This window comes from Sphingopyxis sp. OAS728 (genome assembly GCF_014873485.1).
In the GTDB taxonomy this organism is placed as follows: Bacteria; Pseudomonadota; Alphaproteobacteria; order Sphingomonadales; family Sphingomonadaceae; genus Sphingopyxis.
Map to the genome: position 1 here is coordinate 1,944,177 of NZ_JADBDT010000001.1, position 26,118 is coordinate 1,970,294.

Annotated in this window: 21 protein-coding genes and 1 tRNA gene; 12 read left to right on the forward strand and 10 right to left on the reverse strand. The window is 64.3% G+C overall.

All coding sequences use genetic code 11. The features are described from left to right. The first annotated feature begins 27 nt into the window (after nucleotides 1–27). The 5 genes from GGC65_RS08940 (at nucleotide 28) to GGC65_RS08960 (ending at nucleotide 8,291) form a co-directional block, all read left to right on the forward strand. Complete coding sequence (locus GGC65_RS08940; protein ID WP_192646833.1) at nucleotides 28–2,790, forward strand: TonB-dependent receptor; 2,763 nt, start codon at nucleotides 28–30, stop codon at nucleotides 2,788–2,790. A 43-nt stretch (nucleotides 2,791–2,833) separates the two neighbouring features. Further along, nucleotides 2,834–4,984, forward strand: coding sequence for a hypothetical protein (locus GGC65_RS08945; protein WP_192646834.1), 2,151 nt, complete (start codon nucleotides 2,834–2,836; stop codon nucleotides 4,982–4,984). Between the two features lie 217 nt (nucleotides 4,985–5,201). After that, nucleotides 5,202–6,410 carry a D-mannonate dehydratase ManD gene (gene manD / locus GGC65_RS08950; RefSeq protein WP_192646835.1) on the forward strand — a complete coding sequence of 403 codons (1,209 nt, stop codon included), beginning with the start codon at nucleotides 5,202–5,204 and terminating at the stop codon, nucleotides 6,408–6,410. Beyond that, the gene (locus tag GGC65_RS08955) at nucleotides 6,398–7,366 is read left to right on the forward strand and encodes an alpha/beta hydrolase (RefSeq protein ID WP_318780147.1); all 969 of its coding nucleotides are present in this window, start codon (nucleotides 6,398–6,400) and stop codon (nucleotides 7,364–7,366) included. Before manD ends, GGC65_RS08955 begins: the two co-directional genes overlap by 13 nt. 175 nt (nucleotides 7,367–7,541) lie before the next feature. Next, complete coding sequence (locus GGC65_RS08960) at nucleotides 7,542–8,291, forward strand: FadR/GntR family transcriptional regulator (protein ID WP_192646836.1); 750 nt, start codon at nucleotides 7,542–7,544, stop codon at nucleotides 8,289–8,291. 32 nt (nucleotides 8,292–8,323) lie between these two features. On the opposite strand, the gene GGC65_RS08965 is transcribed toward GGC65_RS08960, so the two are convergent. Then, complete coding sequence (locus GGC65_RS08965; RefSeq protein WP_192646837.1) at nucleotides 8,324–11,215, reverse strand: glycosyl hydrolase 115 family protein; 2,892 nt, start codon at nucleotides 11,213–11,215, stop codon at nucleotides 8,324–8,326. A 36-nt stretch (nucleotides 11,216–11,251) separates the two neighbouring features. After that, nucleotides 11,252–12,319 carry a family 43 glycosylhydrolase gene (locus GGC65_RS08970; RefSeq protein ID WP_225940741.1) on the reverse strand — a complete coding sequence of 356 codons (1,068 nt, stop codon included), beginning with the start codon at nucleotides 12,317–12,319 and terminating at the stop codon, nucleotides 11,252–11,254. 160 nt (nucleotides 12,320–12,479) lie between these two features. Between GGC65_RS08970 and GGC65_RS08975 the strand changes: the two genes are divergently transcribed. The 3 genes from GGC65_RS08975 (at nucleotide 12,480) to GGC65_RS08985 (ending at nucleotide 15,569) form a co-directional block, all read left to right on the forward strand. Next, entirely contained in the window at nucleotides 12,480–13,529 is a 1,050-nt protein-coding gene (locus tag GGC65_RS08975; protein ID WP_192646838.1) for a family 43 glycosylhydrolase, read from the forward strand. Continuing rightward, a complete protein-coding gene (locus GGC65_RS08980) occupies nucleotides 13,526–14,314 on the forward strand; it encodes a FadR/GntR family transcriptional regulator (RefSeq protein ID WP_192646839.1) in 789 nt (262 codons plus the stop codon). Before GGC65_RS08975 ends, GGC65_RS08980 begins: the two co-directional genes overlap by 4 nt. A 67-nt stretch (nucleotides 14,315–14,381) precedes the next feature. After that, nucleotides 14,382–15,569, forward strand: a complete 1,188-nt coding sequence (locus GGC65_RS08985) for an SGNH/GDSL hydrolase family protein (RefSeq protein WP_192646840.1) — start codon at nucleotides 14,382–14,384, stop codon at nucleotides 15,567–15,569. Between the two features lie 163 nt (nucleotides 15,570–15,732). Here GGC65_RS08985 and GGC65_RS08990 read toward each other — a convergent pair whose 3' ends face one another. After that, entirely contained in the window at nucleotides 15,733–18,408 is a 2,676-nt protein-coding gene (locus tag GGC65_RS08990; RefSeq protein WP_192646841.1) for a TonB-dependent receptor, read from the reverse strand. On the opposite strand from GGC65_RS08990, the gene GGC65_RS08995 reads away from it, so the two are divergent. Continuing rightward, nucleotides 18,356–19,807, forward strand: a complete 1,452-nt coding sequence (locus GGC65_RS08995) for a hypothetical protein (protein ID WP_225940742.1) — start codon at nucleotides 18,356–18,358, stop codon at nucleotides 19,805–19,807. The genes GGC65_RS08990 and GGC65_RS08995 overlap by 53 nt on opposite strands. Before the next feature lie 39 nt (nucleotides 19,808–19,846). On the opposite strand, the gene GGC65_RS09000 is transcribed toward GGC65_RS08995, so the two are convergent. From GGC65_RS09000 to GGC65_RS09015, 4 genes are all read right to left on the reverse strand, one after another. After that, nucleotides 19,847–19,923, reverse strand: a tRNA-Arg gene (locus GGC65_RS09000). 49 nt (nucleotides 19,924–19,972) lie between these two features. Next, on the reverse strand, nucleotides 19,973–20,437 hold the full coding sequence (locus GGC65_RS09005; RefSeq protein WP_192646842.1) for a DUF1178 family protein: 465 nt from the start codon (nucleotides 20,435–20,437) through the stop codon (nucleotides 19,973–19,975). Nucleotides 20,438–20,439: 2 nt separating this feature from the next. Continuing rightward, a complete protein-coding gene (grxC, locus tag GGC65_RS09010; protein ID WP_037518367.1) occupies nucleotides 20,440–20,700 on the reverse strand; it encodes a glutaredoxin 3 in 261 nt (86 codons plus the stop codon). 12 nt (nucleotides 20,701–20,712) lie between these two features. Then, nucleotides 20,713–21,585: a ComF family protein gene (locus tag GGC65_RS09015; RefSeq protein WP_225940743.1), complete on the reverse strand. Its 873-nt coding sequence runs from the start codon at nucleotides 21,583–21,585 to the stop codon at nucleotides 20,713–20,715. Between the two features lie 24 nt (nucleotides 21,586–21,609). On the opposite strand from GGC65_RS09015, the gene GGC65_RS09020 reads away from it, so the two are divergent. Next, nucleotides 21,610–22,461 (forward strand): methyltransferase domain-containing protein, encoded by an 852-nt coding sequence (locus GGC65_RS09020; RefSeq protein WP_192646843.1) that lies wholly within the window; start codon nucleotides 21,610–21,612, stop codon nucleotides 22,459–22,461. Here the strand turns inward: GGC65_RS09020 and GGC65_RS09025 are convergent. Further along, nucleotides 22,458–22,886 carry a (deoxy)nucleoside triphosphate pyrophosphohydrolase gene (locus GGC65_RS09025; RefSeq protein ID WP_192646844.1) on the reverse strand — a complete coding sequence of 143 codons (429 nt, stop codon included), beginning with the start codon at nucleotides 22,884–22,886 and terminating at the stop codon, nucleotides 22,458–22,460. The two genes, GGC65_RS09020 and GGC65_RS09025, sit on opposite strands and share 4 nt — an antisense overlap. Nucleotides 22,887–22,971: 85 nt before the next feature. On the opposite strand from GGC65_RS09025, the gene GGC65_RS09030 reads away from it, so the two are divergent. Together GGC65_RS09030 and GGC65_RS09035 are read left to right on the forward strand one after the other, a co-directional pair. Next, nucleotides 22,972–23,121, forward strand: a complete 150-nt coding sequence (locus GGC65_RS09030) for a Flp family type IVb pilin (RefSeq protein WP_225940744.1) — start codon at nucleotides 22,972–22,974, stop codon at nucleotides 23,119–23,121. A gap of 147 nt (nucleotides 23,122–23,268) precedes the next feature. Next, on the forward strand, nucleotides 23,269–23,442 hold the full coding sequence (locus GGC65_RS09035) for a Flp family type IVb pilin (protein ID WP_192646846.1): 174 nt from the start codon (nucleotides 23,269–23,271) through the stop codon (nucleotides 23,440–23,442). An 86-nt stretch (nucleotides 23,443–23,528) separates the two neighbouring features. Here the strand turns inward: GGC65_RS09035 and GGC65_RS09040 are convergent, their stop codons facing one another. Further along, entirely contained in the window at nucleotides 23,529–25,028 is a 1,500-nt protein-coding gene (locus tag GGC65_RS09040) for a M48 family metalloprotease (protein WP_413052722.1), read from the reverse strand. 135 nt (nucleotides 25,029–25,163) lie between these two features. Further along, nucleotides 25,164–26,111, reverse strand: coding sequence for an acetyl-CoA carboxylase carboxyltransferase subunit alpha (locus GGC65_RS09045; protein ID WP_192646847.1), 948 nt, complete (start codon nucleotides 26,109–26,111; stop codon nucleotides 25,164–25,166). Nucleotides 26,112–26,118: the final 7 nt, after the last annotated feature.

Here is a 26,118-nt window from a genome sequence, read left to right on the forward strand (position 1 = left end):
GTACGATATATTATAGGGAGAGAAGCATTGAAGGTCAGTCTTCGCGCCTCTGTGGCGCTGATCGCGCTCGTTAGCAGCACCCCCATGGCAATTGCGCAGACCGCGCCCGCCGCCGAGCCGGCTGCGGGCGAGGCCCAGGATGCATCGGGCGACATCGTCGTCACCGGCATCCGCCAGAGTCTGGCCCGCGCTGCCGAGATCAAACGCGAGTCGACTGCTGTGGTCGATTCGATCGTCGCCGAGGATATCGGCAAGCTTCCCGACCTCACCACCGCGTCGGCGCTCCAGCGTGTGCCCGGCGTGCAGGTCGTTGTCGGCGGCAACAACGAGATTGTCGGCGCGCGCATCCGCGGCCTCGACGACATCATCACCACGCTCAACGGGCGCGAGATTTTCACCGGGGTCGGCCGCGGCTTCTCGTTCCAGGATCTGCCCGCCGAAGCGCTGGCGGGCGTCGATGTCTACAAGTCCAACTCGGCCGAGCGGCTCGAAGGCGGCGTCGCGGGCGGCGTCAACATGCGCCTCCGCCGTGCGCTCGATTTCAAGGAACTGACGATCGCGGGCAGCGCGCGCGCGACCTATCTGCAGGAGGCCGGTTCGAAGAACACCTATAATCCGGCGGTGAGCCTGCTCGTCGCCAACCGCTGGGACGCTGGCGAGGGCGAGATCGCCGCGATGGCCAGCATCTCCTACCAACGTAACAAATATGCCCGGCCGGTCGCATGGAACGACTGGACGCGCGCGACTAGCGCCGGCCCCGCCGGATCGCCGCAGAACCTGCACTCGCCCACCGGCTTCGCCGCCGCGATCGAGTTCGGCAAATATGAGCGTCCGCAGGGCAATTTTTCGCTCGAATGGGCGCCCGACACCGACACCAAAATCTATGTAGAGGGCCTGTTCGCGGGCTATCGCGGCAATGTCTATCAGGCGCGCCCGACCTTCCGCGCCTTCACCGGCACCTCGTTCGAGGCGACCGCCGGTGACACGTGCGAGGATTTCGCGGTCGGCCCCGACGGCTATTATTCGGGCAATGTGCGCAGCCCGACCAACCCGACCGGCACCGGCACAATCCGCCAGCTGTGCAACGCCACCGGCTATACGGCACGCAACCTCGAATATTATACGGCGACCGTCGCCAACAAGGCGCGCACCGACATCTATGTGATCGCCACCGGCTTCAACAAAGAGATCGGCGCGCTCAGTTGGAACACCGACATCTCTTATGAATCGTCGGTCAACAAGAACAACAGCTTCCGCGTCGATATCGGCAAGCGCATCGCCGAACTGGTGCAGGTTCGCGACAATAATCACGAAGTCAGCGCAACGATGCCGGGCAACCCCATGAACGATCCCGCCGGGCTCGCTTTCGCCAACGGCATGACCGAAGATATCAACCGCAGCCGCGGCACGTTGTGGTCGGTGATGAGCGACGCCAAATATGACTTCGACGGCAGCTTCCTCGATTATGTTCAGGCGGGCGTTCGCGTCGCCAAGCGCAAGGCCGGGTTCGAGCAATATCTCGGCGGCCCGCCCGCGCCCGGCGGCTCGTTCGCGACGCCGCTCACCGCCGCCGGGCTTCCTGCCGATATATTGTCGCAAGCGCCCGGGGTGCCGCAGATGAACGACGGCGCCTCCTTCCTGCAGATCGACCCGCGCTATCTGACGCAGGAATCGATCAAGCGGCAATTGAGGACGCTGTACCGCATCTCGCCCGACACGCCGGCGTTCGACCCGACGCGTGATTACGATGCGCAGGAGAAAAGCTATGCCGGCTTCCTGCAGGCGGGATATAAATTCTCGCTGACCGATGCGATCTCGGTCGACGGCATGGTTGGCGCCCGCCTGACCCGCACCGACCGCGACATTGCGGGGTCGGGGCGCGTGACCGATCCGGCGACCGGCACCTCGCGTGTCGTGCTCGTCCAGCGTTCGACTAGCGACACCGATCTCCTGCCCAATGCCAGCGCGCGCATCGAGTTCGGCGGCGGTCTCCAGTCGCGCTTCAACTATTCGAAGACGCTGTCGCGGCCCAGCTTCGGCCAGCTCAATCCCGGCCTCAGCTATGTGGTCTCTTACGTCAACACGATCCAGAACTCCGGATCGGGCGGCAATCCCGACCTCCGGCCGCAAAAGGCCGACAGCTTCGATGCGTCGCTCGAATATTATTTCGGCCGCAGCAATTATGTCTCGGTGGTCGGCTTCTATCGCGACATCACCGATCGCATCATCAACGGGACCGAGGTCCGGACGATCGACGGCCTGCAATATGTAATCTCGACGCCGCGTAACCTGGGCTCCGCCAAGATCAAGGGCGTCGAGGTCGGCGGCCAGCTGTTCCTCGACTTCCTTCCCGAGGGTCTCGACGGTGCCGGCGTGATCGGGAACTTCACGGTGATCGACAGCGAGGTGACGACACCCGGCGACCGGCTCGAGGGCCTGCCGCTGCTCGGCGTCTCCAAATATAATTACAACATCGGCCTGATTTACGAGAAATACGGCATCTCGGCGCGGATGATCTACACCTATCGGTCCAAATATTTCGACGGCGACATCACCAACGGCCTCTCATTGCGGCCGGTTTCGATCCCGGTCGGGCTCAACGGCATTCGCGCCGCCGGGCGGCTCGACTTCGGTCTCAATTACGATGTGACGCCGAACATCACGGTCAGCCTCGCGGGCACGAACATCACCGGCCAGAAGACGCGCAACTTCGAATCGCGCGAGGATTTCGTCCGCGAGGTGCGGAACGACGACACGACCTACTCGCTTGGCGTCCGCTTCAACTTCTGACGCGCAAGACGGCAACGCGATCGACGAAAAACAGGAGGATGGTTTGAACAGGAAACGGATTTTCACCGCGCTGGCGCTGGCAACGGCGCTGACCGCCGTCGGCTTGACCGGCACGGTGCACGCGCAGGCGCCGGCGACAGTTCTCAGCGCGCCCAGCAAGGCGCTGCCCGGCGACGTGCGCGTGGCGCGGACGCAGGACTCGGTGACAATCGACTGGCCGTCGGCCGAGGGGGAGCGCGCGCAGCTCGCCCTGTCGCTCGACCCCGGCAAGCCGTTGATCGAGGCGATCTCGGTCGGCGGCAAGACGGTGCTCGGCGGGATCGACCCCGCCGGCGTCGTCACCGTCGGCACGCGCGACCTCAAACAAGGCTGGACGGTCTTCTTCGACAATCCGCGCACGCGGCCGTTCGAGAGCTTCCCGCTGACGCTCGCGCGCAGCGACATCAGCGTGCGCGCGGAAGGCGGCTATACCAAGGTAATCGTCGGCGGCGCGGCGGCCGGCCCCTTCTCGGGCACCTATCAATTCACCATCTATCCGGGCTCCCGGCTGGTGCGTGCAGCGATGGTGATGTCGACCGAGCGCCCCGCCACCGCCTACACTTTCGATGCGGGGCTTGGGGTCGCTTCATCGGCGGCGCTTCCGTGGCGCTCGATCGCGTTCACCGGGCTCACCGACGCGATTGTGCGTAAGGAAGGCGAAGTGTCGCGCGCGCCTGCCGTTTCCCCCAAGGTGCGCGCCCGCATGATCGTCGCCGAGGGCGCCAATGGTGGCTCGCTCGGCGTCGTCCCGCCGCCGCATCAATTCTATTATCCGCTCGACTACGCCAACAACGACAATTCGGCGTGGTACGGCAACGACTATCGCAACCTCACTGGCCGCACGAGCTTTGGCGTCCGCCAGACGCTCGAGGGCGACCGCCGCTATGTGCCTTGGGTCAACGCGCCGCCGGGCACGACACAGGACATGGGCGTCTTCCTGCTACCCGACGCGGGCGATGCCTCCAGCGTCACCAAAGCCGCGCTTGCCTATACGCGCGGCGACCGGTTCAAGGCGCTCGACGGACATCGCACTTTCACCAGCCATTATCATGTCGAGCACACCGAAGCCTTTTTGAACACGCAGCGATTCCAGCAATCGACGGGCGTACCCGAAGGGCTTGAGTCACCCGACTTCGTCAAGCGCTTCAAGGACATGAATGTCGAGATCGTCCATCTCGCCGAACTCCACCTCGGACGCGAGGCACTCGATCGCGCCGGCGACCGACTAACCCTGCTCAAGACGATGCACGCGGAGACCGAACGCCTGTCGGACGACAAGCTGCTGCTGCTCCCGGGCGAGGAGCCCAACGTCCAGCTCGGCGGGCACTGGATCAGCTTCTTTCCCAAGCCGGTCTATTGGACGCTCGACCGCAAGGAGGGACAGCCCTTTGTCGAAACCGATCCAAAGCTCGGCAAAATCTATCACGTCGGATCGCAGGAAGACGTCCTGAAGCTGATGCAGGACGAGAAAGGGCTGATGTGGACCGCGCATCCCCGGATCAAGGGCAGTTACGGCTTCCCCGACAAGCATAAGGACACGCCCTTCTTCAAGAGCGACCGTTTCCTCGGCGGCGCGTGGAAGAATATGCCGTCGGACTATTCGCTGCCGCGCCTCGGCACGCGCGTGCTCGACACGCTCGACGACATGAACAACTGGGCCGCGAAACCGTCCGAGCGCAAATTCGCCCCCGGCGAGGTCGATGTGTTCCAGATCTCCAAGGACAGCGAACTCTACGCGCACATGAACATCAACTATCTGCGGCTCGACGGACCGCTGCCGCGCTATTCGGACGGCTGGCAGAGCGTGCTCGACGCGCTGCGCGGCGGCCGCTTCTTCACCACCACCGGCGAAGTGCTGATCCCCGAATTCACGATCGACGGCGCGAAGAGCGGCGAAGAAGCCGCGTTCGGGCGCAATGCCGTGGTGCGGGCGAAGATCGAATGGACCTTCCCGCTCGCCTTTGCCGAGATCGTCAGCGGCGACGGCACCAAAGTCTACCGCGATCGCATCGACCTGACCGGCGCCGCGCCATTCGGCGCGCGCACCATCGAAAAGCGCATCAACCTCAGCGGCCGCAAATGGGCACGCATCGAGGTGTGGGACGTCGCCACAAACGGCGCCTACACGCCCCCGGTATTTCCGAAAGCCAACTAACCCTCCCCTGCACGTGCAGTCGTCAGCGCTTCGCGCCCCGGCGACTGCACGTGACCTTTTGCCGCTCAGATCCGCAAACGCCCCATGCTCGGCATGGATTGCGGACGCCCCCTTCCCGGCCCGCCCCTTATCGCGACACACAGTGGCCTTACCAATATTGTTGATATTGGCTAGGTAGATGCTAAGCATCAGCTCCCGTCCATTTGGAATAGCTGTTATGAAGATCACTGCCGCCCGTGTCATTGTCACCTGCCCCGGGCGAAACTTCGTCACCCTAAAGATCGAGACGGACCAAGGCGTCCACGGTATTGGTGACGCGACGTTGAACGGGCGCGAACTGTCGGTCGTATCCTATCTCCAGGATCATGTTGCGCCGTGCCTGATCGGCATGGATCCACGCCGAATCGAGGACATCTGGCAATATCTCTACAAGGGTGCGTACTGGCGGCGCGGCCCGGTGACGATGCGCGCGATCGCCGCGGTCGATGTCGCGCTGTGGGACATCAAGGCCAAGATGGCGGGGATGCCCCTTTACCAGCTTCTCGGCGGGCGGAGCCGCGACGGTGTGATGGTCTATGGTCATGCCAATGGCGCGAACATCGAAGAGACGGTCGACGCGGTCGGCCACTATATCGACCTGGGGTACAAGGCCATCCGCGCCCAGACCGGCGTTCCGGGGATCAAGGACGCTTATGGGGTCGGACGCGGCAAGCTCTATTATGAGCCGGCCGATGCCGCGCTGCCCAGCATAACCGGCTGGGACACCCGCAAGGCGCTCAACCATGTCCCCCGGCTGTTCGAAAAGCTGCGCGCCACTTATGGCTTCGAGCATCACCTGCTGCACGACGGCCATCACCGCTACACGCCGCAGGAAGCCGCCAATCTTGGCAAGATGCTCGAGCCCTACCAGCTGTTCTGGCTGGAAGACGCGACGCCGGCAGAGAATCAGGAAGCGTTCAAGCTGATCCGCCAGCACACAGTGACGCCATTGGCAGTGGGCGAGATCTTCAACTCGATCTGGGACGCCAAGGATCTGATCCAGAACCAGCTCATCGACTATATCCGGTCGACAATAGTCGGCGCGGGCGGGATCACCCATTTGCGGCGGATCGCCGACCTCGCAAGCCTCTATCAAATCCGCACCGGCTGCCACGGCGCGACCGACCTGTCGCCGGTGACGATGGGTACCGCACTGCATTTCGACACCTGGGTCCCCAATTTCGGCATCCAGGAATATATGCGGCACAGCGCGGAGACCGACGCGGTCTTCCCACATGACTATCGCTTCGCGGACGGCCACCTCTATTGCGGCGAGACGCCGGGGCACGGCGTCGACATCGACGAGGAACTGGCCGCGCGATACCCCTACAAGCCCGCTTATCTTCCCGTCGCCCGTCTCGAGGACGGGACGATGTGGAACTGGTGAGCGGCATGACGATTACGCGCAGGAGCCTGCTCCGGGGTTCTGCCGTGGCGGCCGCCGCGCTGCCGGTTTCCGCTATCGCCGCGACCGCGCCGGTCGAGCGGATACCGATCTGGCCGGGCCCGCCCCCCGGCGGCACGGGATTGCGCGTGCGCGACGAGACGGTCAAGCGCTCGCCCGCTGGTCCAGCCGACGATATCGCCTGGCCACATGTCGCGACCCCGATGCTCAACGTCGTGCCCGCGGCCACGCCCAACGGCGGCGCGATCCTCTATATTCCTGGCGGCGGCTATGCCCGCGTCGCGGTGGGGCGCGAAGGATCGGGAATTGCGCACGCCTTCGCCGCGCGCGGATACACGGTGTTCGAACTTCTCTATCGGTTGCCCCACGACGGCTGGGCCGCGGGTCCCGATACGCCGCTGCAGGATGCGCAGCGCGCGATGCGGTTGATCCGCCACCGCGCCGGGATGTGGGGGATCGATGCGGCCCGGATCGCGGCGATCGGCTTTTCGGCAGGAGGCCATCTGACCGCGCGACTGGCGAGCCGTTCTGCGCTGCCCACCTACGATCCCGTCGACGACGCCGATACGCAATCGGCACGCCCGACGGTGGCAGGTCTGTTCTTTCCGGTCGTCACCATGGCCGAGCCCGACGCGCATGCCCATTCCAGGCGCGAACTGCTGGGCGCGGACACCAGCCCGGCGCGCATCGAACGCTTTTCCGCCGAACGTGACCTGCCTGCCGATATGCCGCCGACCTTCGTCGCCCACGCCGCGAACGACGCGGTCGTTCGTCCAGCCAACAGCCTGACGATGTTCGCCGCGCTCCAGGCGGCACGGGTTCCGTCCGAGCTGCACATTTTCGAGACCGGCGGCCACGGTCTGCCGCTCCGCGAAAAGGGACAGGACCACCCATGGCCGTCGCTGTTCGAACGCTTCGCGCGCCGGCACGGGCTGTAGCTCCGACCAAGCGTCCCCAGCCGCCCGGCTGTCGTTCAACCGAATTGCGGCGGTCCTTCGGACCTTGTAATTCATCGAACCGACATGATTATTGGCCCGACCAATTTTCGAGGATGATTGACGCCGCGCTATCCATCGGTCAATCAGGCGGGACGTTCTCTTCAGGCACCGCAACATGGCACCCAATCAAAAGCTTTATCAGCGCATCGCCGACGAAATCGCGGCTAAGATCGCCAGCGGCGTCTACCAGCCGGGCACCCGCCTGCCTGCCGAACGCGATCTGGCCGAGCAGTTCGAAGTGAGCCGGCCGACGATCCGCGAAGCGATGATTGCCCTCGAAATCCGTGGTCTGGTCGGTGCACGAAAGGGGTCTGGCATCTATGTCAGCACCACCCCGCTCGACACCGGGCTGATCACTCCCGAACTGGACGTCGGCGCTTTCGAGCTGATCGAAGCGCGGACCTTGTTCGAAAGCGAGGCGGCGGCGCTCGCCGCCGCCACGATCGACGCGCCGCAGCTTGCCGAGCTTCGTGCACTGCTGGGCGAGATGGAGCAGCAGGGCGACACCGATGCGGCCTTCGAGGCCGACAAGCGCTTCCATATTGCCATCGCCGCAGCCTCGGGCAACAGCCTGATCGTGTCGGTCATCGAGATGCTATGGGCGGTGCGCGAACAATCCCCGCTCTGCGTTCACATGTTCGCCCGGGCCCGGCGTAAAGGCGTGACCCCGCGGGCCAACGAGCATGAACTCATCGTCGATGCGCTCGCGCAGCGCGATCCCCAACTGGCGCGGGACGCGATGCGGGCCCATCTGCGCCGCGTTACCGACGACCTGCTCGACGCGACCAAGCTCGAGCTGATGGAGAAGGCCGAGGCGGATTTCGCCGAGCAACTCCGCCGCGTTGACGCGCGCAAGGCAGTTTAGCCCGCACCGACCGGCGCGGGGCGCGGACTGCGTCAGCGTGTGATCGTCTCGGGCGGCGCCAGATAGGAACGGGCGAGCCCGCCAAAATCGAGCACGAACGAGTCGAATATCACGCCGGGATCGAGCGCATAAACGCGCAGCCGATGCTCTCCCGCCTTGGCGATCGTCCAGTCGGTCGCGGAGATCATCGCATTGCGCTCGACCGCATCGCCCCAGTCGCGCTTGTCGGCATTGACCACGGCGATCGGTCCGCCGTCGATCGAAACGCCGTAGCGCAGCTTGTTCTCGGCGCTGAGCGCGAAGCTGGGTAGCAACGTCGCACGCAGTTTCGCAGTGCCGCTGCTGGTCGTGCGGAAACGATATTCGACATAGGGCGTTTTCGCCGGATCGGCCGCACTCGGCAATTCGAGACTGGTCGCGATCGCCTGCCCTGAACGCCCCAGATCGGGCATACGCTGCCAACCCGGCTGAGCGCTGGTAAAGCGCCCGGCGTTGAAGGCGACGATACGATTCTCCTCGACCAACATGCCCCTTGGCGCGGCGACATTGCGCGCTTCGATGGCGATGCTGCGGCTCGCTCCCGCAGCGGAAACCGTGACCGCGCCGCTCGCGCTCGCACCGGCCTTCAGCTTGCTCCAATCGATCGACACCCACAGGCGCTGATCGCCACCCGGCTGCGCTTCACGTTCGATCTCGATCCACGGCGCGGATCCCGCGGCAGCGATGTCGAGCGCGCCGACGCCGGTGTTGAACGCGTCGATGAAATAGCGACGATCGGTCGCGCGCTCGAACACCGGCAGCCGCGCATTCGACGCGCCTTGGGTGCGCCAGCGGTCGACCCGCAGCGCGGTATCGGCCGCTTCGAATATTTGGGGTGACTGCTGCGTCCAAGCGTCGACTGCGCCTTCGACCGCGACGCCCAGTCCGGGCTGCGCGAGCGGCGTGACCCGGCCGACGGGGGGCATGTTGAACACCGACTGGTAACGGGGCTCATCGTGCATGAACTGCGCCCATTTACCGTTGCCGGTCGCGTTGTAGACGGCGGTCGCCTTCTTGATTCCGCGATAAGCCTCCGCGGCGGAATCGGCGTAGAGATTGGCGCTGGCGCGGCCCTGATGCGCGTAGAGGAAGCTGCGGTCGGCGCCCAGCATCTTGGCGTTCATCAGCGCGCTGCCGCGAACCGGGTACAGGACGAGATGGTAGAAGCCCTCTCGCTTCTCTGCCGGCAATTGCGCGGCGATCGCCTCGGCGCGCTCGTCGAGCGCCCGGAACTCCGCCGAACGGATGCCCGCTTCGTCGCCGTAGGCGACGGGCGAGAACTCGGTCGGGCGCGGTGCGGTTTCGGCGGTATTCCACCCCATATGTTCGGGCTTGCGCGCGAAATTGAGCCGATAATAGTCGCCGAGCAGCGCCGCGATCGCGTCCGCCTGCCTGGGGCCGAACGTCGTCTCCGCCCAGCGCTTCAGCCACCCCCGCTGGCCAAGTTTCGAAGTGGCCTCGAAATCATAAGCGAGGTCCATGAAGTAGTTGATACCCTTTTCCCCGGGCTTGAGGTCGCCGACATTGAGCACCCACAACCGTCGCGCATTGGTGGCATAGGCCTTGCCCATTTCCTCGCCGATCAGGGCGGGCGGCGTGCTGTCGAGCCACAGATAGTCGTTCGGTACGCCCCAATAGGAGATGTGGTAATAAACCCCGGCGCCGCCCGACCGCTTCTGCTCGGCCTTGGTCGAAAGTTGACGGATATAGCCGTAATTGTCGTCGACCCAGCCCAGCGTCACATCGTCGGGCACCTTCATGCCCTTGCGATAGATATCGAGCACTTCCTTATAGGGCACGAAGACTTGCGGGACGGCGGCGGGATCCTTGCCGACTTCCTTGAGCAGGTTCCGCTGATCGGCGACGACCTGCTCGAGCAGCCGCACGCCGTCGCTGCCCTGGTTCATTTCGGCGGGGCTGTCGTGGATGCCCCGCATGCCGACAGTGTAGACATTTTCATACTGATGATTGGCACGAACCCGATCGCGCCAATATTGGACGATATTGAGCCGGTTCTTCGCAAAGTTGAACTCGCCGCGCTGTTCGAAATTCCACTCGGCGACATTGTTCCGCAGCATCGGTTCGGCATGGCTTGCGCCCATTACGATCGCATAGCGATCTGCCATTTCGGCATTGCCCTGCACTTGGTTGAACGCCGAGGTGACCTTGTGCATCGCGGGCCACAGGAAATTGGCGCGCAGACGCAGCAGCAGCTCGAAAATATGGGCATGCGTCGCGGGGCCGATGTCGCCGCTCGGATCGTTCGCGGTTGCCCACGGACGCAGCGACCAGTCCTCGTCGTTCAGGAAAATGCCGCGATAGCGGACCGAAGGCGAACCCTGCACGATCGTCTTCGCGTCGAGCGTCAGCGTCGCGCGGCGGTCGGGCGTGGCCTCCGCCCACCAGACCCACGGCGACACGCCGATCTGTTCCGACAGGCGGAAGATGCCATAGGCAGTGCCGCGCCGGTCGGCACCAGCGACGACCAGCGCGCGCGCGACGCCGGGTACCGGATTTTCGACCACGGCGATCGTATAGGCCTCGCTCTGCCCCTTCACCGCATCGACGCTTAGCCGTCCTTCGGCGATCAGCCGGTCAATCAACGGCGACCCGCCGATCGTTCCCGCTAGGATAGCATTTTGCCCGCCGGGCGCCCCCTGCGACACGCGCGGGCGCACCCCGGAGACGCGTTCGACATCGCCGGCAAAGGCGTTCGCAGCGATCTCGACCACCGGCGCGTCGCCCGCGCTGACGAAGATCGCCGGCGCGGCGCCGGCCTCGACCAGCGGAAACGCCCGGGCCGCAACGACGCGCTGCTGCGCCAGCGCCGGGGGCGGGGTCAGGGCTGCAACGCTGAGTGCGGCCAGAATGCGGACCAGTGCCAATCTTCTCTCCTGGATTTCTGTATGCCGGATGCCGGCTTATTTGACGGACTTGAGATAGGGGCCGCGCTTGCCCCAACCGAGTTCGGTGGCCGCGAGCGTCCATGTCTTGCCCCGATCGGGATTGCCCTGGAAGAACAGCAGGGTGCGCTTCCCGTCCTGAAACGCGGCGGGATGGCCCGATTCCGAATCGTTCCAGCTTCCCGGCGGGCCGTCGGTGAGCAGCGGCTTGTCCGACAGCCGCTTCCACGTCACCCCGTCGCTGCTGACGGCGACGCCGATCTGCTGCGGCTCGTTATTATATCCGCCAGCGTAGAACATGTAGAGTTTGCCGTCGCGGCGAATGATGCTCGCGCCTTCCACGCAATTGCGCTCCCACGCCAATTCGGGCTCCAGCGCAGGGCCATGCTTGCTCAAATTGGTCCAGTCGCTCTTGCCATAGGCGGAATCGAGCGGCGCCGATGCGACACCGATCTTTTGCACCTTCATCTCCGGATCGCGCGTCGCGTAATAAAGTAGCAGCTTGTCGCCATGGACGAACGGCTCCGCGTCGATCGCGCGGCCCGCGCTCCATGTCGCTTCGACCGGATCGGGACGAAATACGGGATTGCCCGGATCGCGTTCGAAATTGATTCCGTCGGTCGACCAGCCATGATTGATCGCATCGCGGCGGCCATTGCCATAGGTCTGGTAAAACAGGTGGACTTTCCCCCGGATCACGATCGCGCCGGGCGCGGCGATGCCGTTCTTTTCGACCTGCTGGACGGGCAGCACTTCACCGACCTTGCGCCACGACTTGAGATCGCGGCTTTCGGCGATGCCGATCGCCCATCCGGTTGGAAAGCCGTCGCCACCCTGCCGGTTATCCTTTGCGGGCGGGATCGAATAATACATGAAGTAGCGGCCTGCGAACCGGATCACGGACGGATCCTTCGCATAGGGCTGTCCGATCCGGCTGGTGTCCGAATAGCGCGTGAACAGCTTCACCTCCGGCGCGGCCGCAGGCGCCGGGCGCTCGGCGCGCGCCATTGGCGCGCAGGCGGCCGCCGCAGCCGCCATGGCCAATACCGAACCCACTCCCAGCCCCATGGTTCGTCGAGTGGCCATGCAATCCTCCTTGTTTCTGTCAGGTATCTATAATAGAATTTATCTTACCAATCTAATGCGGATCGATGCAACACCCTTTCGCTGTTCATCGAAACCGGGGGAGACACGCATGGGTTTCAACACGTCCGGATCACTCAGGCGCCGATCGCTGGGGGCACCCATGTTCGGGTTCTGGTTGGCGCTTTCCGCCGCCGTCCCCGCACTGGCGCAAGTGCCGGGGACCGTGCCTGACGAAGTGCCGCCCGGTGCGCCGGAGACGCCTTATGTCGATCGAGCCAAGGCCTATCTCTTCGCGCACATGACCAAGGAACGCTATGGCGTCCTTTATTATTCGGTCAGTCTCGACGGACTGAACTGGCGCCGCCTCAACGGCGGCCGACCGGTTTCGCAGGAATATCACGGCCATGCCTCGATCGCCCGCATGCCCGACGGACGATATATTCTGGTCGGCAATAAAAGCGACAGCGATCCGTTCGTCCGCTTCTGGGTTTCATCCGACCTGATCCGCTGGAGCCCGTATGGCACTTACAAGCCCGACCTCTCGCAGGTGCGGGGCATGGCCAATCCGCTCCAGCGGCTCGGCGCGCCAAAGCTCTTCTACGACAAGGCGTCGGCAAAATATCTGCTGACCTGGCATACGCCCAATGTCCCGCACACCCCGGCCGATCCGGAACGCTATTGGGCCAGTCAGCGCACCCTCTATGTCCTGTCGAGCGACCTCAAGACGTTCGAAGGGCCGCCCAAGCTGTTATTCGACTGGGACATCGCTACGATCGACACGGTCATTGTGCCGGGCGACGATGGAGAGGGCTATTGCGCGATGGTCAAGGACGAGCGCTATCCGTCGTACAACTGGCCAACGGGAAAGACCGTGCGGATCAGTTGCGCCCCCACGCTTCTCGGCCCTTACCCCATGCCGGGCGCGCCGGTCAGCCCCAATTTCCGCGAGGCTCCGACGATCATCCGCGCGCCGAACAATCGCGACTGGCTCCTTTATTACGAGCAATATGCCGGCGTCAGCTATGGACTGTCGAAGGCGCCCCGGCTGGAAGGTCCCTGGTATCAGGTACAGGGCAACAGCGGCGTGCAACGCTGGAACCGCTTCGAGATGCCCGCCGGCACCCGGCACGGTTCGATGATCGCGATCGACCGCGCGCAATATGATGCCATCATCGCCGCCTTTCCCGACGCGCCGTCCGCCACGCCATGAAGTTGGAGCTGCCCCCGCTACGCCCACCCCCGCAGGCTCGATCCGCGGGCAACCCTCTCGCGGGACACGCGACGGCAACAACGCACGAACGGCCGGACCTGGGTCGCAACCTCACCTATGGCCTTCTCGAATTTCTCGGCAGGGCCATCGTCACCGGCCGGTTCGACGATGCGCCCTTCCCGATCGAGGCTGAACTCGTCCGGCGATATGGCGTCAGCCTGACTGTAACGCGCGAAGCCGTAAAGATGCTGTGCGCCAAGGGCCTCCTGATGTCGCGGCCGCGACAGGGAACGCAACTGCTTCCGACATCGTCCTGGAATCTCTTCGACCCGGACGTGTTACGCTGGCTGGTCGACCGCAAGCTCGAGGTCGATCTTCTGCGCCAGTTCAACCAGCTACGCGCCGCGATCGAACCCGAAGGTGCGGCGCTGGCAGCCCGCTTCGCGTCCGCCGGACATTTGGCCGCGATTGCCGAGGGGCTGGCCAGGATCGAGGCTGCCAAGGCAGGATGGGACGATCCCGTCGCGGCGGGTATCGCGTTCCATGTTTCCATCCTCCATGCGACACAGAACCCCTTTTACGCGCAGTTCCGCGACGTGGTCAGCGCTGCACTGCAGACCTCGATCCGGTTCGGCGGGGGTTTCCATGATCGAACAACCGATGTCGCCGACCATTATGCGGTTTACGAGGCGATCTGCGCGGCCGATGACGAGCGCGCGCGGGCGTCGATGAGATTGCTGATAGATCGCGTACTCGACTGTATCGACCGCGCCGGTCGCAGCTGATGCCCGCGCAGGCCGAACAAGGGGCGCACGCGCCCGCCAGTCGGGATCGCAAACGAAGGGAGATGGAATGACATATTTTTGGAAGGCCCTGACCGCACCGGCAGCGGCGCTGCTCCTCGTCGGAGCGACCGCGCCGGACGGGAAATGGACGCCGGCCTGGACCGCGAGCATGTGGCAATCGGCGAATCCGCGACAGGAGGTCGCGGTCGACAATGCGACGCTGAGCTTCGCGGTCCGCGTCGGGGCAGACGGCAAGGCGCTGCGGATCCGCCTGTCGAACGAATATGGCAGTGCCTTCCGGATCGGAGCGGCGAGTATCCGACTGCGCGATGGCAAGACGGTTCCGATAACCTTCGGCGGCAAGGCCGCGACGGAGGTTTCGGCAAACGGGGTCATCGTCAGCGACCCGGTCCGGATGACGGTCAAGTCATTCGATGTCGTCGACGTGTCGCTGTACCTGCCGGGATCCGTGCGGCTCAACACGGTCCATGCCGCGGGCGGCGCAAAGACACAGATCTCGGCGCCGGGCGATCATAGCCGTGCGCCTTTCGTCGCCGCGCGCCGCGCGGACAACCGGCCGCTTCTCGCCAGCATCGACGTGCTCGGCAATGCGGCGCGTCCGGTCATCGTCGCCTTTGGCGATTCGATTACCGACAATCCGGGCTGCGCGATCGACGCCACGCCGGTCTGCCGCTGGAGCGACGTACTTGGCCGCCGGCTGGCGAAGGCCGGCAAGCCGCACGCCGTGGTGACCCAGGCGATCTCGGGCAACCGGGTGATCAGCCGCGGGACAGGCCCCAGCGCGATCGAACGGTTTGACCGCGACGTTTTGGCTCTGCCGGGTGTCACCCATATTGTGCTGCTCGAGGGCATCAACGACATCGGCGGATCGGGGCGCGCGCTGCCTGACGGAACCACCGCGCCAACGATCACCGATGCGGATCTGATGGCGGGCTACCGCGATCTCGTCGCGCGCGCGCACGGGCGCGGGATCAAGGTGATCGCCATGACCATCCTGCCCTTCGAGGGTGCCGGCTATCACAGCGCGGCGGGCGAGGCGATGCGGATACGGATCAACGACTGGATCCGGTCGTCCGGGACGTTCGATTCCGTGGTCGACATGGAGAAGGTCGTTGCCGACCCCGCCAATCCCAAGCGGCTGGCCCCGGCGCTCCACCGCGGAGATTTTCTCCACCCCAATGATCAAGGGGAGTTCGCAATGGGCGAGGCGATCCCGCTGAACCTGTTCGACTAGATCGGATTGCCGGGGCGGTTAGCGTCCCGGCGATACCGGCGTACGCCGTTTCACGTTCCCGAACATCTCTGGCGGAACGATCAGGACAAGGCCCCTCAAGCGAAAATGGCGCCGCATGGGAAAGCATGCGGCGCCAGTCATAGTTTCGCTTTGCCGACGGCCGTCAGAGACGGAAGCGCACACCCAGACGATAGACCGTCTCGCGATAGCCGACCTGGAAATCGTAGCTTTCGCCCCGGGCGTTGAACACGCGCGACGTCCGGACCGGCGTTCCCAGCACATTCGCCGCGCTGAAGTTGATGCTCATGAACTCGGTCGGGTTGATCGAGGCCGACAAATCGAGGATGCCGCGCCCTTCCTCGGTTGTCGGCAGGGTCAGCTGAGTCCCACCAAGCCGCGTCACTTCGGGGTCGGTGGTGATGCCATATTCGTAGTATTTCGAGCGGTAGTTGTATGACGCGCGCAGCGAGAGCTTCTTCGTTTCGTAGAAGATCTGGGCATTGGCCAGATGCGACGACGTGTTGGCGATCGGCTGGAGACCTGGCAGGGTCGCGGCCGAGCCTTGTGCCAGTTCGGTCTTGTGGTCGAGATAGGTATAATTCGCCAGAACGCCGAAATTCTGCATCCAGTCCGGCAGCGACGGGATCTTCAGGAAGGTCCGGAAACCGACCTCGACGCCCTGGATATATCCCTTCTCTCCGTTCTCGGGCCGCGTCAGCGCGATTTCGCCCGGCGCGATATCGGGATCGGTGACGATCGTCGTCGTGTTGTTGATGAAGCCCTTCACATCGCGGCGGAAGATTTGCACGGTCGCCGATCCCGACCGCGAGAAATAATATTCAAGCGACGCGTCATAGTTGGTCGATTTGATAGGCTGCAGATCGGGGTTACCGCTGCTGGCGCAAGTCGGCGCCGCCGCACAGCCGCCCGCAACGGTAACGACCGGATTGAATTGGCTGAAGCCGGGCCGCGACGACGTCTTTGTGAAAGCGAACCGGGCCTGAAGCTTGGGCGTCAGACGAATGCGCGTGCTGATATTGGGCAGATAATCTTCGTAGCTGCTCTTGCCCGTAACGGTGGTGGTGATGTCGTTTTCGGTCCGGACGGCGCGAAGGCCGATCTGGCCGTCGAAGCGTACGGTGCCGACTTCGAACTCGTAATGCGTCTGCGCATAGGCGGCGTAGGTCCGCTCGTTCGCCAGATATTGCTGCACACGCACCGGCGTGCCGACGGGTTGCCCCGCGAGCGCGCGGAAGAAGTCGCGATTTTCGTAAATGCTGTCCCGCGTCGGTGCGATCCAGGTTCTCGGGTGATCGGTAGGATCGCCCTTGAACGCGGGCGGTACATTGTAAAAGTCCAGCGGCAGGGCGGTAAATTGCAGCGCCGCGAGCTGGGCGGCCGCGGTGGGAAACGCGCCCATCGCCTGCGAGACGGTATAGGATTCGGAACGCGCGTCGCGATCCGTGAAGCGCACGCCGACCTGAAGCCGGTCGAAGATTGACACCTCGATCGGCATATCGGCATCGAGCCGGCCCTGCCAGCCGCGACCGGCCGCCTGCGACCCGCCTTCATTATAGTTCAGCGCGCGCCAGCTCGCCGGATCGGCCAGATTGACGCCGATAATCTGCGCCGAGCCGCCGCCGTCGGGCTCGGCAAAATTGAAGTTGCGGGTCGGAACGACGTTCAGGCGCGAATTCAGCTGGAAGCTTGCGGTCGTAAAGGTCGAATCGGTGTATCCGACATCGCCCGTGATCCGGGCACCTCCCACCTTCCAGATGAAACCGCCGCCGCCGTGATAGGTATCGGTGTCCGATCCCTGCGCCGACGCATAGCTGGTAACCGGATTGCCGCCGGTCGCGGTCATTTCGCAGATCAACAGGGTGCTGCCGGGGCAATAGACGACATTGGACAACGTCGCACCCGAACCGGCCTGCACGCGCACAGCCCGTGCGCCGCCCTCGCTGTGAAACCCCTGATACAGAAAATCGCCGTAAAATTCGAGGTCGGGGCTCGGCCGCCACTGCAGGACGGCGCTGACCGAGGGACGGGTGCGATCGGATGCCACCGTGTCGAAATTGATATCGGCCGGATAGCGCCCGCGGGCGAAAGCACCCGTTGCAGCGCGTTCCTGGATTGCGAGCGATGTCTGGCGCAGTGAATCGCCCGCCTTGTTCTGCGCATAGGAGCCCCCGACAAGGAAGCCGATTTCCCCGATCCCGGTTTCCCAGCGGTTGCTCAGCAGCAGATTGGCGTCGAACCCCAGTCGCTGCGACTGCCCCCAATGCACACCTGCGATGCCGCCGGCGATCCGCAGTCCCTTGAAATTGAACGGCCGCTGCGCCTTGAGGTCGATCTCGCCCGCGATGCCCGCTTCGGGCAGATCCGCCGCACTCGTCTTGTAGACGTCGATCCGGCCGATCGTGCCCGACGGAAAATCCTGTAGCTGAACGTAGCGACCCTGGGCGGTAAACACCTCGCGACCATTATATGTCGTGGTGAGATCCGGCAGACCGCGCACGCGGACGCCCGAAGCCTCGCCATTGGAGCGCTCGACCGACACGCCGGTGATACGGGCTGCGGTTTCGGCGACAGTCTGGTCGGGCAGCTTGCCGATATCTTCGGCGAGAACCGAATCGACGATCTGGTCGGATTCCTGTTTGATTGCCTGGGCGTTCTCGAGACTCTGGCGAAAACCGGTGACGACGATATCCTGCGCCTGGACTTCATCTTGCGCCGCAACGTCGGACGTCGACGCATCCTGCGCCGCCGCCACTCCCGGCACGGCCATGAGCGCGAACGCCGAAACCCCGAGCCAGAGTTTGGTATTGCCAGAAGCCATTATTTCCTCCCCAAAACGAACCATTATTTTATGGATGACATATCTGAATTATCAGACAATGATTGGTCTGACAATATACTCGAACTGGCCCGACCGAAAAATGTCAGCAAAAACCTCCGCCAAACGGCCTGAACCGTTCGGTTGCAGCGCATTTTGCATCCAGATCGATGGGATAGATGTCAGGCCAATATGCGGTGCGACGCGTATCGAGGGTTCATTGGAGGATAGAGTGGCGAGAATGATGATGAGAAGGATGGAGAGAAGGGTGCGGAGCGGTCTGGCCATTTGCATGGCGCTCGGGGTAGCCGCGCCGGGGCAGGCGCAGCAGGCGCTCGGCGCAAATTTCAACGAACATTATGAAGATGTCGACTATCGCGACCTAGACAAGGCGAACGCCCGCTGGGTCCGCCTGTTTCTGACCATGCCCGAACTCGAGTCCCGCGGCGCGGCGACCCATGGCGCCGTCACGACAATTCTCGAAGCGGGACGGCGCGGCTACAAGACGATCCTTTCGCTGAAGTTTCCGCGCAACCGGCGCGACTTTCCTGCGCCCGAAAGCGCCGAAATGGCGCGCGAAATGGCATGGCTCGACGCCGTACTGCCGCATGTGATGGGCAAGGTCGATATCCTCGTCATCGGGAACGAACCCTATATCGAGAGCCGGCGCGCCGATCGCGATCTCGATCTCAATGCCTATTACGAGACGCTGGCGAAGCGCGCGATTGCATTCCGCAAAACCAGATGCGGCGCGAACTGCAAGACCGCGCTGTACATGGGCGCGCTCAATCGCCTCGACCTGGCCGAGAACCGCACCCTGTCCGCCGAACGATGGATGGAGTTTGCAAGACAGACCCCCGAAATCGCAGGGGTCGATATCCACGCCCACCTGCCGGATATGGAGGGCACCCGGGCGTTCGTCGATTACATCCTTCCCCGGATGCGCCCCGATCAGAAATTTCTCGTCCTCGAATTCTCGATCGTCCGTTGGTGGGAGCAGCATATGAAAGCGCCTGTCCCCGCCGCCTATGCCGCCGCATACAAACTGCCTGCCGACACGCAAAACTGGCAGGTCATCCGCACCGCTCTCGAATCCCCCTTCCCAAAGGCGCAATGGGATGCGTTTCTCGCAAACAGCCCGTGGTTCGAAAGCCGCAAACATTATCTCCGCCACCAGATGGAGATATTCCGCGATACGGGCCGCCTGGCCGTAGCGACCTACGGATTCAAGCAGGGCAGTTCGATGGGGCGCAATTTCGGTCCGGCTACCACCCCGTGGTTGCTCAACAGCGTATTTGCCGCGCGTACGGTCCGCCCCAATCCGGACGGAAGTGCGGCATTCAACTACGCCTGGATCGACGATTTCCAAGCTCTGCAGGCGCCCGCTGAGCCAGGGGAATAGGTAAGACCGGTCTATCCGGTGCCCATCATCGAGGGGGAATGGTGCACCCGACTGGATTCGAACCAGTGGCCCCCAGATTAGGAATCTGATGCTCTATCCTGCTGAGCTACGGGTGCGCCGCCGCTCGTGTAGCGGGGCGCGCTGCAAAGCGTCAATCGCGATGGATCAATTGGCCGCCTCGGGCGGGACGATCGGCACGAGCAGGGGCATCGCGGCGATGCCGTCGTCGCGGAGCGCCGCTGCCTCTTCGGGCGAGGCCTGGCCGTGGATCAAATCCTCGGCCGCGCGTCCTTCGTGCATCGCGCGTGCGGCGTCGGCGAAATCACGGCCGACCCAGCGCGACTGCGGAAGCATTTCCGCCTGCTTTGCGGCAATATCACCAAGCAGCTTGCGGACCAGTTCGGGCGCCAGCTCGTCCGAACTGGACGGCTCGGCGGCCGACTGAGCCATCGTCTGCCGGTTGGTCTTGGTGCCAACGCGCGGCGCCATCACCGCCTTTTTGACGTCGGCATCGCCGCACACGGGGCAATTGATAAGCGCGCGCGACTGCTGGTGCGCAAAGCTCTCGCTGCTGGCGAACCAGGCTTCAAACCGATGATCGGCGGCGCAGCACAGGTCGAAAACGATCAAGGTCAGCCCAGACCCAGCAGCGGATCGAGCCCGCCGCGCGCATCGAGCGCCGCCATATCGTCGCTGCCGCCGATATGTTTTCCGTCGATGAATATCTGCGGGACGGTGCGGGCGCCGCCCGCGCGTTCGACCATCGCGTCGAACCCGGCGCGGTCCATCGTCAGGTCGATTTCCTGATATTCGACGCCCTTGCGCTCGAGCAGCGCCTTGGCGCGCGAGCAATAGGGGCAGAAGAATTTGGTAAATACTTCGATCTTGGCCATGCGGCTATCCTGTCATCCTTCATCCGTCATATCGGAATCCAACGAAGCAAAGTCAAATATGTTGCCGTCCATCAATGCATCGGGAACGACGCGCGCCCAGCTTAACGCCGACACACGCGCCGCGCCGCTCCGATTGAGCGCCTTCGCCGCCGCGCGCAGCGTTGCACCACTGGCATGGACGTCGTCGACCAGCACCAGATGGCGGCCCGCCGCGCGCGCCTTTGCGCCCGTTGCCAGCGCAAAGGCCCCAGCGACGATCCGCTCGCGTTCGCGCCGCCCCTTGCCGCGCAGCGATGCAGTCGACTTGACGCGCAGCAGCAGATGATGGTCGCGCGATGCGCCGGTCAGCCGCGCCAGTTCGTCGGCGACCAGCGCCGCCTGATTGAACCCGCGCGACCACAGCCGCCAGCGATGCAGCGGCACCGGCACCAGCAGCATATCGTCGATCGTCCCCAGCATCGCGAGTTGCCGGGCCATCAGCCGCGCCATCAACCGCGCGTGTCCGGTGCGCCGCCCATATTTGAGGCGGAGCGCCACGGTGCGCGCGACGGGACCATAAGCGACCGCCGCTGGCGCGCCGTCGAACGGCGGCGGGCTGGCAAGGCACGCGCCGCAAGCGATCGGTGCGCCGGGCAAGGCCGTCGGCAGCGGGATCGAGCAACGCGCGCAGGACGGCCCGTCGAGGAAGTCGAGCGAGGACCAGCAGGTCAGGCAAAATTGGCGATCTTCGCCGACGATCACGCCGCAGCCGGGACAGCGTGGCGGCAGCGCATAATCGACGAACGCGCGCGCTGCGACGCGTAAACCGCCGAGCCACCCCCCGGCCGACGCGTCTTCTTTTTCGACATCCCCCGTCGTCGTCGCCATCAGCCGCTTGTGAAGCATCGCCGGGGACGGCACAAGCGGCGCATGTCGCAGTCCCCACGCCCGCTCTTCTCCCCGGCCCGCCACCGCGCCCAGCGCGACCGCATGGCGCGCCTTCCCGCGTCGGCCAATTTCCTCGCACCGCTGATCGCCGAAACCTTGCTCGACCGGCTGGCGATGGTGACGCGCGAATTTCCGCGTACCTTGCTCATCGGCGCGCATGACGCCGTGCTCGCCGATCATCTGCGCGCGACCGGCACCGACCTTACCATCGCCGAGGCGGGGCCGCGTCTTGCCGCCCAAACCGGCGCCGTCGCGGTCGAGGCGGACGCCATCGACCTGCCCTTTGCCAGTTTCGACCTCATCCTCTGGCCCGGCGGACTCGACAGCATCAACGATGTACCCGGCGCGCTCGTCCGCCTGCGCGCACTGCTGGCGCCCGATGGCCTGCTGCTCGGCGCCTTTGTCGGCGACGGCAGCCTGCCCCGGCTGCGCCGCGCGGTGATGGCCGACGGGGTGCGATCGATCGCGCGGCTACATCCCCAGATCGACCTCGCCGCGATGGGAAACTTGCTGCAGCGGGTCGGCTTTACGCTGCCCGTCGTCGATGTCGATGCGCTGACCGTGCGGTACGGCGACTGGTTCGCCCTGGTGCGCGATATCCGCGCCGCGGGCTTGTCGAGCCGGCTCGCACCCGCGCCCCCGCCATTGACGCGCGAAGAGGCCGCGCGGATCGCTGCCGCGTTCGCGGGCCAGGCCGATCCCGACGGCCGCATCGGCGAAACATTCCGCCTCGTCCATTTCAGCGGCTGGGCGCCGCATCCCGACCAGCCGCAACCCGCGCGGCGCGGTAGCGGCACCGCCTCTCTCGCCGAGGCATTGAAGCCAAAGACCTAGACCAGCACCTCCAGCAGGCCGATCAGCGGCTTGTCGGCGGGCGGCATGGCGATCCCGTGTAGTTCGACCGGGCGCACCCAGCGCAGCGCGCTGGCATGCTGCGCCACGGGCGTTCCACGCCATTTACGGCAGACGTAGAGCAACAGCAGCAGGTGCCGGTCGCCGAGCGGCTCGCTCGCGAAACAGGCGGGCGCAAGGCACGCGTGGTCGACATCGATCGCAAGCTCCTCCCTCAGTTCACGGATCAGCGCCTGCTCGGGGGTTTCGCCCGGTTCCAGCTTGCCGCCTGGAAACTCCCAGAGACCCGCCATCGACAGACCTTCGGGGCGCTGCTGGACCAGCAGCCTCCCGTCGCGGTCGACGAGCGCCGCCGCCACGACGACAAGCGGCGTTTTTGGTAGTTTCCCGGGGCTCGTGGCAGACAAATTGTTAACCTTCCTATGTAAACATGACACCCTCGGGAACTATAATTCAGTCAGGGGTGGAACAATGCGAAACTTTTACAGGCTGATGCGGTCGACCAGGGCCGCCACAGCCGTCGAATATGGGCTGATTCTGGCCCTTATCTTTTTGGGCGCTGTCGTTTCGGTGGGCAATTTCGCCAACTCCGCCAACAACATGTGGAACAAGATCTCGAACGCCGCCGAAGATAATATGTAGCAACCCGGCGGCTGTCCCATTTCGGGCTCGCCGCACACCGGTTTCGGGCGGGTAGCATTAAGATTTTCAAAACCTATTCGCCCTAAACCCCCGGATGTTGACCCAGACCAGACCGTCAACAGGGTAAGTGAAATCAGGAGACCAGTCATGAAGTTCATCAAGAAGTTCGTTCGCGATACCAAAGCCGCCACCGCCATCGAATATGGCCTGATCGCGGCCCTGATCGCCGTCGCCGGTATCGCCGCGATGGGCGCCGTCGGCAACAGCGTCGGCAACACGTTCAACAAGGTTTCGACCGAGCTCGACGGCCAGAACTCCTAATCTGGCTATGCTCGCGCCGCTTATGGCGGCGGAGATCGGAAAGGGCGGTGGAGCAATCCACCGCCCTTTTTTCGTTGCGGCCGTCGTTACCGGCTGGCGTAGACGACGATCTTCACGCGCTGCCCCGGGGTCAGGCGGCTCGATGCGGTCAGGCGGTTGAGCACCTGGAACCGTTCGGCCTGATAATCGCTATAGGCCATGCGCCGCGCCAGCGTGGCGACGGTATCGCCGCGGCCCACGGTCACGACATCGATCCGCCGCGGCTTGATCGCCGCCGCTTCCGCCGTGCTCAGACGCCGCACGCTATTGAACATCGAATTGAACACGCCGCTACCGCCCGCTTGCGTCAGCGTGACGAAGTGGAATGCACTGCTCCGCGAAAATTCATAGGCGAAGACGGTAACGTCCACCTGTCCCGACTGCGTGTTCACCCGCGCGGTCGAATAAGATGCCGGTATACCGTTCACCGTCGTGCGCTGGATCGCCCCGGGGCTGATCGACGCATTGCCCGCCACCGCCTTGAACGCGGCAGCGATATAAGCGTTCATGTCGCCATTATATGCGCCGGTCGTGAATTGCGCCTGTCCGCCATTGCCGCTGACCGACACGGCGTCGGCGCCATTCTGCATGCCATAGCCGTTGGGGACCGTGAAACGCAGCTTGAGATCGGGATGCAGGAAATCGCGCCCCTCGACCACGCCCTGCGCGGGATCGTCGCCGTAGAGCACATTATCGACCGAGGCGAGGAAGGCGTCGGCATTGCGGTTGCCGCCGCTGCCGCCCGCCCGGCTCGCCAGCGACTGGGCGTTGCGCACGCGCGACGCGGGGTCGGGGTGGGTGCTCGCCCATTCGGGCAGCGACCGCGCATCGCCGCCCGACAGCCGCGCGTCGAGCGTCGTCTGGTTGGCAAGACTGGTCAGCATCGTCGACAGCGCCATCGTGTCATATCCCGCGCTGCGGAGATATTGGACGCCGAGCTGGTCGGCCTGCAATTCCTGGCTGCGCGAAAAGCCCAGTGTCGCGAGCTGCGCCACGCGCATCGAATTATTCTGGAGCAGTCCGCCGAGCCCTCCGAGCAGCCCGCCATTGTCGCCGATCGCTCCGCCGAGCACGGCGCCAAGCACACCGAGGATCTGGTTGCGCGTCGCCGCCGACTGGCGCTTCTTGCTGTGTTGCGCCGCGACATGGCCAACCTCGTGCCCAAGTACGCCGGCCAGTTCGGCCTCGTCGTTCATCAATGCCATCAGCTGGCGCGTGACATAGACATAGCCGCCGGGGATCGCGAAGGCGTTGTTCACGGGCGAATTGAGCAAGGTGACGGTAAAATCGCTGGGCGAGCGCGACAGGCCCGACTGCACGGCAATATTCTGTCCGACGCGGTTCACATAGGCGGCCTGCGGGCCATTATACGCCCCGCCGAACTCGGCCATCAGCTGCGGATGCGCGTCGGTGCCCTGCTTGCGCTCGGCGGGCGAAATGCTCGTCGCGGTCTTGATCGCCTTCAGCTGCGCGTCGGCCGCGCCGGTCGCGGCAAGGCCGCCCATCGCCAGCACCGCCGCCAGTTTTTTCCCGGTCTTCCAGCTCATCGAAATCCTCCCACTGCACGCCGTCGCTATGGGATATCCCCATCGCACGGCAAGGCAAGCCGCGCGATGAATCGCGGCCGTCCGATTTCGAAAAAGGAACGCGATAACCCGCGATCGGGTTCCGCCGGACCGCGCCTAAGCGCGGCCCATGGCTAGGAATTTATCCTCGCGCGCGGCAAGCAACCTGTCGCGCGGCAGCCCCGACAGCGCGTCGAGTTCCTGCGCGATTGCATCGCCCAGCGCCGCAATCGCGACCTCGGGGGCACGATGCGCACCGCCGACGGGTTCGGCAACGATCCGGTCGATGATTTTCAGCCCCAAGAGGTCCTGCGCCGACATCTTCATCGCCGCAGCGGCATCGGCCGCCTTGTCCGACGTGCGCCACAGGATCGACGCGCAGCCTTCGGGCGAAATTACCGAATAGACCGCATGTTCGAACATCAGCACGCGGTTCGCGGCGGCGAGCGCAATCGCACCGCCCGAACCGCCCTCACCGACCACCGCCGCGACCATCGGCACGCCGAGGGCCAAGCATTGTTCGGTCGAGCGCGCGATCGCTTCGGCCTGCCCCCGTTCTTCGGCCTGGATTCCCGGAAAGGCGCCCGAGGTGTCGACCAAAGTCACCACCGGCAGCCCGAAACGGTCGGCGAGCTGCATCAGGCGGATCGCCTTGCGATAGCCCTCGGGCTTTGCCATCCCGAAATTATGCTTCATGCGCGACGGAATATCGTCGCCCTTTTCATGGCCGATGACCATCACCCGGCGGCCGCGAAAGCGCGCGAGCCCGCCCAAGATCGCCTGATCGTCGCCGAAATTGCGATCGCCGGCCAGCGGCATCCAGTCGTCGAACAGGCCGGCGACATAATGTTTGAAATGCGGGCGGTCAGGGTGGCGCGCGACCTGCGTCTTTTGCCAGGGTGTCAGCTTCGAATAGATATCGCGCAGCAATTTCGAGGACTTATCCTCGAGCTGCGCAATGTCATTATCGATGTTGAGCGAGGGGTCGTCCCCCATTTCGCGCAGCTCGGCAATCTGCCGATCGAGCGCCGCGACCTGTTTTTCGAAGTCCAGAAAGGCTGTCATGCGCAGT